8 protein-coding genes are annotated in these 12717 nt (G+C 43.1%); 1 reads left to right on the top strand and 7 read right to left on the bottom strand.

Annotated elements, in window-relative coordinates; translation table 11 throughout:
- Positions 1-2 precede the first annotated feature (2 nt).
- Genes AB4138_RS06065 through AB4138_RS06050 form a run of 4 tightly spaced genes read right to left on the bottom strand, consistent with a single transcriptional unit; the run spans position 3 to position 5440 of the window.
- Positions 3-827 (bottom strand): serine/threonine protein kinase, encoded by an 825-nt coding sequence (locus AB4138_RS06065; RefSeq protein ID WP_372235837.1) that lies wholly within the window; start codon positions 825-827, stop codon positions 3-5.
- Positions 818-2866: a protein kinase family protein gene (locus AB4138_RS06060; RefSeq protein WP_372235836.1), complete on the bottom strand. Its 2049-nt coding sequence runs from the start codon at positions 2864-2866 to the stop codon at positions 818-820. The genes AB4138_RS06065 and AB4138_RS06060 overlap by 10 nt, the downstream gene beginning before the upstream one ends.
- A gap of 25 nt (positions 2867-2891) precedes the next feature.
- Positions 2892-3779, bottom strand: coding sequence for a hypothetical protein (locus tag AB4138_RS06055; protein ID WP_372235834.1), 888 nt, complete (start codon positions 3777-3779; stop codon positions 2892-2894).
- Positions 3779-5440, bottom strand: coding sequence for a DUF3696 domain-containing protein (locus AB4138_RS06050; protein WP_372235832.1), 1662 nt, complete (start codon positions 5438-5440; stop codon positions 3779-3781). The genes AB4138_RS06055 and AB4138_RS06050 overlap by 1 nt, the downstream gene beginning before the upstream one ends.
- Before the next feature lie 259 nt (positions 5441-5699).
- Between AB4138_RS06050 and AB4138_RS06045 the strand changes: the two genes are divergently transcribed.
- The gene (locus AB4138_RS06045; RefSeq protein ID WP_136978202.1) at positions 5700-6236 is read left to right on the top strand and encodes a hypothetical protein; all 537 of its coding nucleotides are present in this window, start codon (positions 5700-5702) and stop codon (positions 6234-6236) included.
- 120 nt (positions 6237-6356) lie between these two features.
- Here AB4138_RS06045 and AB4138_RS06040 read toward each other — a convergent pair whose 3' ends face one another.
- The 3 genes from AB4138_RS06040 to AB4138_RS06030 form a co-directional block, all read right to left on the bottom strand.
- A complete protein-coding gene (locus AB4138_RS06040) occupies positions 6357-7568 on the bottom strand; it encodes a restriction endonuclease subunit S (RefSeq protein ID WP_372305295.1) in 1212 nt (403 codons plus the stop codon).
- Positions 7565-9103: an N-6 DNA methylase gene (locus AB4138_RS06035; RefSeq protein ID WP_372305292.1), complete on the bottom strand. Its 1539-nt coding sequence runs from the start codon at positions 9101-9103 to the stop codon at positions 7565-7567. The genes AB4138_RS06040 and AB4138_RS06035 overlap by 4 nt, the downstream gene beginning before the upstream one ends.
- A 135-nt stretch (positions 9104-9238) precedes the next feature.
- Positions 9239-12610, bottom strand: a complete 3372-nt coding sequence (locus AB4138_RS06030; protein WP_136978205.1) for a DEAD/DEAH box helicase family protein — start codon at positions 12608-12610, stop codon at positions 9239-9241.
- Positions 12611-12717 lie beyond the last annotated feature (107 nt).

Below are 12717 nucleotides of genomic sequence, written 5' to 3'. Positions count from 1 at the left end.
GATTACCCCTTGCTATTGAGTTGCTTAGAAGCCTCTTGTAAGGCTTTGACGATAGTAAATACTTGTTTACTGCGCTGACTACAGTCGAACGTTAGCCCCTGTTGCAATGCATCATGGAGCTTTGATGGTATAGAGGTAGGCAAGTGAATGTTCATCTCATCCCAATCCGAATTATCAAAATTTGGCTGAAGTACCAATGGTTGGCCCGTCAATAAATAGTGAATAAGTTGGCAGAACGAAAAAATGTCCGACGACTGTGTGAGGCTCACGTGTCTCACAAATTCTTGCTCCGGGGAGCGATAATGTGCTGTCCCTTCCTCAAGGTAACGCTTTTGGTTGGATAAACCAAAATCAATAAAACTGACTCCGGCGACATTCTGATTTTTGTCGCTGTGCACAATGATATTTTCTGGTTTGAGGTCTCGATGGGTAACACGATAACGATGAAGTTCAACCAACTTCCAACCAATTTTCTCTGCCAAGCGCAGGCGTTGTGCAAACTCTCTACGATTATCTGGTGCCACCGTTACAAACTCATTAAGAGGCTTACCTTCAACCCAGTCCATAAGAAGATAATGCTTCTTTCCTTCTTGCCAATATTGATGGCACTTAGCTGCAACACCAAACGGCAAACGGTTCAGAGCAACAATCTCATTTTTAATGGCTTTACTAGCTTTAAGATCCTCGACCTCAATCTCTTTTAACCCGTAATACAAACCAAGCTGAGGCAATTTGACGCGATAAAAAGCACGTTTCGTCGCTTCGCACTGATAGATTACCTTTTCCTTGGGGTATTGTTTGGCATAGCCACTTGTCGTCATTTCCATGTCTTTAAGACCTCTATCACTTGCTCAATTGTTGGACGGTATTTAGGTGTAACGTGAAGTATTCTCTGCCAAAACTCAGCATGTTGTCCTGATAGCTCTAACTTTTGACACAGCTGTTTCCAATATGCTGGGCGGCGCCCCTTACTAACTAATTCTTTCGTCGATTGCTCAAACGGCAGTTCCCCACTTAACGAATAAAACACGACTAATCCCAGACTAAAAATATCGGAAGAAAACGTTAAAGACTGACCAGGTTCATTTACTTCCGGCGCTTGGTACTTCTGCTCGAACGTTCTTCTAGCATTTAGGGGCAGTGTCGCAACCATTTCTTGCTGACATAACTCGAAATTTATCAACATTGGCTCGCTTCGTTCGGTAACACGAATATTTGATAAGTTAATGGCTCGATGAATAATCTCGGGGTCACCCACGCTCTGAATCTGTTGAATGGTTTCTGCTAATTCGATCAGTAGGTTCAGTTTCTCTTCTTTTGTAGGGTTCGCACTAAGCCATTGTTCAAGTGTTACAGCAGGAGCTTTTTCAACGAACACATAAAACTTGTCTTCAAGTAGTTCCTTATCTTGATAGCGTTGAACACCATCCACTCGGCTCAAGCGCTTAAGCACTAGAGCTTCTCGACCCAAGCTCTTGAGCTCGGTTTGGCGATGTACAGCGCTTAAGTGATCTAAATTAAAGCACTTCGCCCAAACCTGTTCGTTAAACAGAACGGCGTTATAAACGGTAAAGTAATCTGTTGATTCCGACTCAACCGCTTCCATTTCTACTTCATAATCTCCAACGGTGATGGCACCTTGATACTGTTCAACAGGAGATGCCGTCAGTTCCTGAACGAGCTGATTTATTTCCGATTCAAACAAACGCCGTTTTGATTTTTTACCGAATCGAGAGCGGCAGAACTTAACGAGTAGCGAAGACACCTGCTCGGTTTGCGCAACGATGACTTCACCCATCTCCATAAAAGGAGCCGAAACCGTTTGGCCATCATAAATACACTCAACATTGGCGTTACGATTCGTAAACAGTACTAAGCCAGTATTTTTTAATTCTGGCAGCAACGCTTTTAACTCAGGTAGATCACCAAACCTTCTTAACGCTTCTCTGAGCTTAGTAACCGGATTCGAGAGGTAAGTTCGCCCCATATCATTATCGACCAACAAGCTGCTTCGTTTGTTCGTGCACATATCAACTGCGATATTGCCGTGATGATCTTTCAATTCAAGCGGGATCACACCAAACGGATAAATAAGCAGTCCATCAAACAAACGGGATGAGTTTTCACTCAAGATCGGCGGGCAAGAGACAATTCTAAAACCTTCGAAAAGCGGTTGTGTGAAAAGTTGTGTTGCTAATTCAGCTAAGCCTCGGCGTTCATGTAAACGCTCTTCTTGTGCCCCAACAAACGGATTGTATGGCCAGTCATTTTCTACAAAAGAGTGCGAGTTCGACATCGGAAAGATAAGTGCAGACCAGTCTTGGTCAACAACCGCCGGAAGCAGTTTTTTTTGCAGTTGGCCACTGGTTAGAGCATCAGAGGTTAAATTAAGCTCACACATCATTTGGCTGCTTAAACCGTCACTGGTTAAAATGAACTTCGAAATCCCATCATTATCAAGGTTCATGTGATGAACGATAGGCGTGACCTCACTACCAACAACAGAAATAGGTTGTGATTCAAAGCCGCGAGATTCGGCTCTTTTAACCCCCTTCTCAACTCGATAAAGCCGAATATTTCCTACCCAAGACAATTCAAACTCTTCTGCCTTCTGAGTGATGATGCCAAATGTAGATTGAACCCCATTGTTGAAAAAGAGTTGATGCAGATCTTCTATCACTTGTTCCGCGACAAACAGCTCATTAGTTTGATTCACGGTTAACCAACTACTTAACAGGTCTATCCCCCTAGCAACGTCGCAACCCGATACCAGGTCTGCGATAAGTGCCTGACGCCCTGATTGATGGATCCAAGTAAAATCGCCAATATTGTCTTTACCGGATACATCCTTAAACTGTAATTCCATAATATTTATCTAAGCCATTGTTTTATTATTCACCCAAACGCGTGCACATTTCTGGATGCTTGTTTTGATACTCGTCGATACACGCTTTGGTTTCTCTATATTCTTCTAAACCGCACAAACTGATGCTTAATCGATCCGACTGCAGGCCTTTTTCAGGTGCTGTTGAAAAGCCTTGCCCCGCTTTTATGGCCGCTTTATCACTGAGCAGATATCTATCGTGTATAAACCCATGTGGTACACGGATATAATTCACCAACGGTAAATCAACCATTGAAGCTTGATACTCGCGTTCAAAAACACCTGATAAATTACTGCAATCCATTGTGGTCACGATACTCACGGTGCGAACACCTGAGGATGTGGCCCTACGCAAAATAGCTTTGAGCAATGCATTACCTGGGAGTTTAAAATAGGGATCCGCAATGATTAGATCTTTTCCCACATTCAGTAGTGGAACAGTCACATCTAAGATATTGTGCTCGGTTTTATCGATCCAAAGTGTTGGAGGAATCGACCAACTCGTGTCTCCATCTATGATCTGCTCATAATTGATATGTTCTGCGCCCGCTTGCTCTGACACAACGGCGTTGAATGCTCTTAGTGAGTGTTGTGATGTCATCCAATTGAGCCAATTCTCATACCCACTCTGTAGTGTTGAATCTGCTCGATCTTTCGGTAACACAATGAAAGGATTAGCTTTATCTCGCTGCAACTTATTAAGAAAATTAGTCACTGACTTTTTCTTAGTTGGCGCAATATCAGAAGCCTTAACACTTTGATACGCCTCCCTAACCCACTCTTTAGTTGGGGCTACCAGATATCGACCATTTTCAAAACCAAAGGCACTTTTAAGCAACGCATAATAGTGATATTCCGACATACAGTGAGGGTCGAGTGCAATCTCCTTGTACATTAGAAAAGCTCCTCATCTCTTTCATCAAAGAAACCACTCGGCCAACCTGTTTCTAAATCACCATCATCGGTAAGCAGTGTTTTATGTGCCACAACTCCTGCATCAGAAGACTCTAGGTAGACAATAGAGAGATCCGCTTTGCTAACTGGCGTAAAGCCACTTGGCAACGCTTGATCTGTCGTTTCTCTGATACGGCGAAGTAAGCGCAGGATCAGATGCTCACTGTGAGTTTCAATGAGGTAGTGGTTTTTACTGTCTGTTTGAGTTAACAAATCACCCAATGAAACTTGTGCTTTGGGATGTAAATGCAATTCAGGTTGCTCACAACAAATCAGGCCACGCTTGTTCGATTCTGCTGCAACCACCAAGGGGAAAACTTGTGAAATACCGGCACCAACGTCACTCGCTGACACCTCAATATCATTTGAAAGGTCCCATAAAGTAACCACGTCGTGTTGATACTCTCGTGAAGAAAAATACTTATGATTGACACCTTCGCTAGACGCTTCATCCAGTTGTCTACGTGTGAAATCACTAAACTTATCGCCATCATTGATATAGTCGATTCGCCCTTGCTCAGACTTTTCAACCAAGGCATAACCAAGATCAAGCCAATCACGGCCTGCCATCCAGCGGTTAACTCGATGAACCACCTCCATATCGGCATTGAAAATGGTGTCCCAACTCGCCTTACCCGAGTACCAATCCTTTTGAATCACCTTATCTTCAGCATCGAAAGTAGAATCAGGAATTTGTCTTAGTGGTCCAATAGCAACGCTGTCTGAAAGAACATCGTTTAGGTTGGCGAGCGATGCGACAATCACATCACTAAAAATCTCCTCGATTCTGCGAGTAATCAAGTCATGTTCGGACTCTAAGCTCGTTTCTAACCTTTTATCTAGCCTTGGTAGTGCACCTGATCGAGATTGAAAGTGAAATGGAGCGTGAAGAAACATTTGTTGACTATTCGGTAACGATACATCTATTGGGGTAGAGGTTGCTGCTTCTAAAACATGGTGATGAAATTCACCGCAGGAGCCATCTTCCCGATAAGCCATTTCTGTGTCATCTTCGTCATCCGTTTTAAATAAAGGATGAAGATAGTTAACTCGGCTCACTTCAGCGTTGTCGTTCGGCTTGGTGTTCTTCACTTCCAGAATGAACTCGTTGTCTAACCACACAGATTGGCGGTAGACAAACGCTGTTTTTTCAGCGTGAGACCACTTGATTTCAAACTCAATCGCGATCTCGTCGGCCCATTCACTAGGGCTACTCATATTGAGTAGAGGTTCAGATACGGCCTCACCTAACTGAGCCGCTTTTTGATGTAAACCCTCAATAAACCAAGTGCTATCATCGAAACTGTGTCCTGCCTGGTTTTTTGGTTTTTGGTACTCAACCTTAATCACCATGGTTTTAGAGAGATCTTTACCGTTTATAAGGTTCTTAAAGCCGCCAACGTATTTATTTCCGAGCGCTTCAATTCGCTGAGGGTCACATTGCCCCTTATTGATAACATGCTGTAAGTAAAACAGAGCCATAAGGACACTGCTCTTACCGACACTATTTGGGCCGAACAATAAGGTGACTGGTGCAAACTCGATAGTTTGTGTTTGCTGGAATGAGCGGAAATTGGTTAGAGATAGCTTGGTGATATTCATGTTCAGCGGTAATCATTAACTTTAAGTGGTTATGCTGATACAAATCAGCGAGTTAACTCATACTATTATCATCAAATTGCATATATTTATAGAGTTGACATCACATATACAAATTAAAAATTGAGTCAATACTATTAGTGAAGGATGGACTGCAAATCTCAACATTGATAACAACACAAAATGGTTGGGTTGCTATTGTTTAGACATAAGGATGATTTGAACATCTAGTTTTCTAACATGCCGAGTTATGAGGCTCTATATGAAATATATCTTAGCTATTCTTTTTCCTGCCATCGGCCTCATGATTGGCTCGCTGGCGATACCTTTCGGGATCTTCATCGGAGTGTTTAGCTACTTTTTCGTCTCTCACATGACTGAGACCAGCGACTTTTCCCCTATGGCTTCAACTTCAGATACAGCTTCAGGCAGTGAACATTCAGACACCACGCCCAGTAACGACCAGGATGATCAGTTTGAATCCGACACTATCGAAAGCACTCTGTTTTCAGAAGACACCACAACGTTTGATGACAATGCGATTAACCCTGCAAACGGGTTACCTATGGTAGGTGGCATAGGAGGTGTGGATGTGGAAGGCAATCCATTCGGCATAGATTCATCGGATAGCTTTGATAACACCAGTCTCTTTGACGACTCAATCAGTTCACTGAGTGACGATAGCATGAACAACAGTTTGTTCGATGACAGTACAAACAGTTGTTTCGATGATTCTAGCCTTTTTGACGATGATAGTTTTGGCTGTGGGAGTTCAAGTTTTGATGACCCGTTTTCGTAACTGAATCTTTGAGTAATTTAAGGGTTGACCGGGATAAGCAATACAGGATAGTCATTGTTGTTGATAGCAATGCTGAAGAACCTCAGCATTGCTAATTTGAGAGTTTATTTGGGGCTTGGTTTAAAGTTCGCCAGCGAAGGCTTTTTGGGATATAGCATTGAATTGTTCGCTAGCTGACGATAATGAAAGCTCTATTCTACTTTTTAAAACTTTTACTTTGTTAACGACCTTTAGATACCGTTTTTGTTCATCTAATGGAGGGATGATGAAACTAAACTCCTTAAATGTACTCATAGGAGGGAAGTTGGGAACACCACTTCCTCGATGTTCACCAAAAAACGCACTCTTAAAGTTTGGGTGAGTGAAAATTGCCACAAACATTTCATTACATATTTTTGACCCATCAAGTTTAACCTTAAGGAGAGCCTGATTTATTATTCCTGCAGGGCTACCCTCTGGAACTATTGCGAGTCTACCTAGATTAACACCTGAACAGCTGATAATAATATCGCCAGCATTCACCTTAAACGCCTCAAGCTCTTGGTATTTTCTTTCATCAATAAAATATCGAGCAAAATCAAAATTATTGTTTAATGCATGATATTGCTCATACACTAAGTACCCTGAATCAACAAAAATCTCTTTCTTTAATGCCCCACCAAACGGACCTCGTTTAATCGAATGCTTTTCTGTAGATGCGAGATTAACTATATTTTTAACCTTCCACCCTTTCGGATTAGTAACCGGATCACCAAACATATCCAAAAAGACGCTGCGTAGGAACTCATCGGCTAGATCGATGGCTTGCTTGCGCTTTTGGCGGATGGCATCAGCTTTATCCAAAATGGCTGCAATGCGTTTTTGTTCTACTAGCGGTGGGAGCGGGATTCTAAACTCTTTTAAATCGGTTGCGGACAAGTTCGGTTGCGCAGCACCATTTTCAAAATTATCTATTTCACGTCTACAAAGGTTACTAGCAAAATAGTGTTTTAAGTAACCCGTGAACACTTTTTCAGAAGGCCGGACAATAACTAATGATGATGCAATAGCCCCTGTCATTTGCTCTGTAATTAGCGCAAATTTACCAATAGAGCCACGAAGACAAAATAGAATGTCTCCTTGAGCTACTTTGCCGCTACTTAATGAATCGTACTTTGCTTCAGTAATGTAATTAAGGCTACAAGAGTCAATACTATGTTCTTGGCTTAGACTGCCTGCATTTATGAAAGCTACACCCTCGTCGACAAACGAGCCTTTAGCAGGGTAGTTCTTCCCTCGGTCACCATTGATAAATTGAGCTATTTCTCCCAATGAGACAAAGTTTTGACTCATAACATCCCCTCCAACTCATTCAAGTCAGCCAGAATCTCATTCTCAAGCGCTTTCAGCTTAGCAAGAATCACCTTAGGGTCCTCATACACTTCTTCCTCATACACCACTTCTTTGTAGCGGTTGATAGAAAGGTCATACTTTTGCGCTTTAATGTCTTCAGCTGAAACCATAAAGGCTTTCTGCGTTTTATCACCAAACTCTTCTTTCAATGTGGCTGTATCATTCGCTTCGTATAGCTCGCTATAACGCTTCCATTTCGCGAGAGCTTCTGGAATATCATTATCTTTGATTGGGTTACGCTTATCATCTAGTGAATAGCCGTCTGCCTGCATGTCATAAAACATAACATTGTCGGTGCTGCCGCCTTTGGTGAAGATAAGAATTCCAGTAGATACCCCAGCATACGGCTTAAATACACCGCTAGGTAGTGAGATCATTGCCTCTAATTGGTTGTTTTCAATCAGTTCTTGACGTAAGTCTTTGTGTGCCTTTGAACTGCCAAACAAGACGCCATCAGGCACGATGGTTGCGCTGCGGCCGCCTAGCTTAAGCATGCGCAGGATTAACGCCACAAATAGCAGCTCGGTTTTCTTGGTTTTCACCATTGAAAGCACTTGCGGATTTACCGACTGCTCATCTAGGCTACCCTTAAACGGTGGGTTAGCTAGAATTTTGTCGAAGAAATTCTCTTCTTGCGCTTTGCCTGCAAAGTTCTTATTCAAGCTGTCTTGGTAGGTGATATTGGCAGAGCTTACCCCGTGTAGCAGCATGTTCATTGCTGAAACGCGTAGCATTGTGGTGTCGAAGTCAAAACCCCAGAACATTTTATTATTAATGTGATCTTGGTATTCGTGCAACATGTCACCGGTGTAAACGTTATTGCCGTCTTCATCCTGGTAAATGCTTTCTGGGCTGGTGTGAGTGCGCGTTAGGTATTCCATTGCGCGAGAAAGGAAGCCCGCGGTTCCACACGCAGGGTCACAAATCACATCTGTTGGTTGCACATCCAGCATTTCAACCATCATGTCGATGATATGACGAGGTGTACGGAATTGTCCGTTAATGCCAGCAGAAGAGAGCTTACTCAGTAGATATTCGTAGATATCACCTTTAACATCACTCTGCTCGAGCGGAAGCTTATCAACCATTTCAACCGCAGATAGCAGTACCGATTCGCTGCGGATCTCCACATCCGCATCAGCCATGAACTGTGCGATGTCTGAACCATTAAGCTCGATATCAGAAAAGTGAGGAAAAACGTTGTTACGCAGGTGAGGAAGCAGTTCTGCACCCGACATGTTTTTGAAGTTCTGCCAACGTAATAATTGACCTTCAGGCGTTTCTGGGAACTGACGATTAAACGGTTTACCTGTACGTTTAGCCTTTTTCTCTGCCGTAGTTTCTTGCATATCTAACATGCGAGAGAACATTAAGTAACTGATCTGTTCAATCACCACCAGCGGGTTGGTTACCCCACCCGTCCAAAATTTTTCCCACAGACCATCGATATCGTTACGTAATTGACCAGTTAGCATAATGCGCTCTTCTTTTAGTGGCTGTTAACTTTGCAAACGACAAAGTTAAGAGGTGTAGATTATGAGATTTTATAATGAATAAGGGAGTTCGTAACCTTACAAACTCCCTTTTCGGTGTTTTGAATGACCGTTTGGTTAATGTGGCATCAAAAATGGCTGCATTAACGCTTCAAGCTCGTCCGCTTTTGAATCGGTGAAGATATCTAAGCCTTCGCCATCGGTTAGGCGCTCAAACGGCCCCTCGTATAAATCTGCGACTTTGATACGCCCGTTCTGACAAATAAAGCGTTTCAATTGATTCAAAAACTGCACTTGCTTGTAGCTAAGTTGGTTATTTTGAATGAAATCGGTAAAGCGTTGATTGACGAGATCGGCGTCTAAACCCACTAGCTGAACCAACGTTTGGCTCAGCTCTTCTGAAGTTCTTCCATAAAAAGCGTTCAAAGCATTCGCATCAACACCGGGGTGCTGCGTTAAAATTGTTGAAGTCAGTGATTTTAGTTCATCTTCTGTCACTGCTTGGTTGTTATGAATCTTCTGTAATACAGGATTATCAGCGAGCATTTTATCGAGAATATCTTTCAAACGCTTACGGTAAACCATGGCTTCTGTTTCATCACCGATAACCACCACACGGTCAGTTTCACGAACCTCGCCATCTTGCGCTGTGGTTGTCTGAATATTCTCATAGGGAGACAGTTCTTTCTTTTTGAACTTCATAATCCCACGCAGTTTAGTGCGTGTGTTTTCAAGCTGCTCTAGCGTAATGTCTTGCCAGTATTTCTGGGTTTGCACTCTTGCGATTTCATCGCCTTGTTTGCGCACTTCTGTAATGGTCACTGCTAGGTTTTGTAAGCGAGAGATGTAATCCGCTTTTAGGTTTTCGATCTCACTACTACCTGATAACTGAGCACTTTGAATTTGTGAGGTTAAGCGATCCAGCATTGAGGCATCTTTGTCTTTTAGTGTGCGATTTCCCATCAGAGGCGCGATTGTAGTTTCCAGTAAATGCCTAGTGGAACCATTCATTTGGAGTAACTGATCAGTTTCTTGGAGCTGTTTTACGTTTCTCAGCTCACGGCGAACGGCAATTGCGCCTTCGGGTAGGTCACAAATATCCGCTTTCATCTGCGCGCAAGCGAGCTCAAAGGCTTTAACGTCGGCACGCTTTTGAGCTTCATCGGCAAGTTGTAAGCGTGCTTCAAAGACGGTTTGCAGCAGTGAACGGCTAACGCCAGTGTCTGCTTCTACATACTCTTCTTCAAAATATTCAAAGTTGCCATAGTGGTCGAAAATCAAGAACTCTTCTTTGTCTTTATCGGGGCCAAACAGATCTGGACAAAGTCTTGTACCACGCCCAATCATCTGCCAGAACTTCACCCAAGATTTCACAGGGCGTGCAAACACAAGGTTGACCACTTCTGGAACATCGATACCGGTGTCCATCATGTCTACTGAAATAGCGATACGGAAATCGTTATCTGGCTTTTTAAACTCGTCAATTCGAGCTTCTGGTCGATCAACGGCATTGTGGATCACCTTACACACTTTACTGCCGTATTGTGGATACAGATCTTCACAGAAGAGTTTCTCAAGTTGTTCAGCATGCGCTTGGTTTTGCGCAAAGATGATGGTTTTCCCCACTAGCGACTTAGTGGCATCTTTAATGCCATTTTCCATCAAGTTCTCTAGGATGGCACTGTCGGTTTCGACACTGAAAATCTTCTTGCCAATGTCTTTGCCTTTAATGGTGGTATTTTGCGCCTCTTCTTCTCCTAGATCTTCTTCAAGCTGCGCTTGTTGTTCTGGAGTGAGTTTGCTGTAGTGGATACCATCACGTAAGAATTCGGTAGTGAACTCTTTTACTCTGAATGGATTTAGGAAACGTGGCTCATGCGAGATCGCTTCTGCTAGGTCGAAGTTAAAGGTTGGGTCGCCATTTTCACATCCAAACAAGTCATAAGTGTTACGCGCAATGAACTTGACTGGTGTTGCAGTTAAACCTACCTGCATTGCATCAAAGTAGTCGAAAATGTCACGATAGCGGTTATAGATACTACGGTGTGATTCATCGGCAATGATCAAATCAAAGAAGCCTACATCCAATTGTGAGAATCGGTTCATCATACCCGGGTAAGTCGAGACGAATACACGAGCTGACTGGTCGACTTGGTTTTTCTCCCCGATGACACAACGCGGTTCACTTGGTAAAAAGTCTTTAAACGCTCCATCGGCTTGACGGCGCAGCTCCTTACGGTCACACAAGAATAGCACGCGCTTAACCCAGCGAGAACGAAGTAGCAACTCAACTAATGCAATGGATACACGAGTTTTCCCCGTTCCTGTTGCTTGAACAATCAATGCTTTACGGCGCTGATTTTGGAATTGGTTGGTCACCGATTTGATCGCCTCAATCTGATAAGGTCGACCTGCAATATTCGCGCTAGGGTTGAGTTGTTCTAAGTTTGGATCTTTATGTAAATGCTGGTATTGCAAAAACTTCAGGCTATCTTTGGAATAGAAGCCAAACACCTGACGATAGGTGTTGTATTGCTTGGTATCCCAAATGCAAATCTCATAGCCATTGGTATAAAACACAATCGGCTCTGGACAGTTATGTTGCTTTGCTAGACCTTCAGCATAATAGCGAGCTTGCTCTCTGCCTTTTTGCATATGTTCACGCGAACGTTTCGCTTCGACAACGGCAAGTGGCGTACCGTCGTCGTCCCAAAGAACATAATCAACATATCCTACTCCGGAGTTTGTCGGTTGGTGTTCGACTTCAACTTCAATGCCTACTTTTTCTGGATCGTTAATATCCCAACCAGCTTGAGCCAGTAATGTATCAATTAACAACTGACGAGTTTTATTTTCATCCCATTGAAGGCTGTTCGCCGTTTGTTGACTACGCGATTTCGCCTGTGCTTTTGCTTGCTTGAGTTGTTCAGCCGTTAGCTCGACCTGAGTTTCTGCTGCTTGTCGCTTCTGGCGCTCGCGCTCTAATTCATCAAACAGCGCTTGTTGCTTCTGTTCGTTCTCTTCAATAGCTTTATCAAGTTGCTTTTGCGTTAAAGAGCTTGAGGTAGGAGCCTCTGGATATACAAGCTCATTGAGCTCGGACACTTGAAAGCCGTAATAGTTAATCGCGAGGTATTGAGATAAAGAGTGAGCAGTACCCAGTGCCGCATAAGCTTTACGCGTCGAACCGTCACCACCATGTGCAGTGTCATTTCCTTCTACTCGCAAGAAATGAAGCTGATCTCGAAGGCGTGATTCAGTGACATCAATAAAAGCATCGTTCTTTAGCAGTTCCATAAAGCTTGCCTGCGGAAGCCTTGCTAAACCATCAATGGCATAAATCTCTTTGGTGACTTCTTCGGCAAAGCCACGCAATCGCGTAATCGCACTGCCAGGGTCTAAATGTAGGATCTGCTCAGCGAGGTATCCTAAATTTGCCAGTTTTTCGTTATGTTCACGAATGAGTTCGAAGTTTAAAGAAATCGCCATAAGCCATTGATACTCCAAATTTGAATTGCATACCTTATATCAAATAATCGCTCTTATTACGATGACCGTGTATGCAATTGAGTTATATATTTCCGACTTTTGCTGCA

It is taken from the genome of Vibrio sp. 10N.286.52.C3, assembly GCF_041468865.1.
GTDB classification, from domain to species: domain Bacteria; phylum Pseudomonadota; class Gammaproteobacteria; order Enterobacterales; family Vibrionaceae; genus Vibrio; species Vibrio crassostreae_C.
Note: the sequence above shows the minus strand (reverse complement) of the source record. Positions and strands in the feature narration are given on the sequence as shown.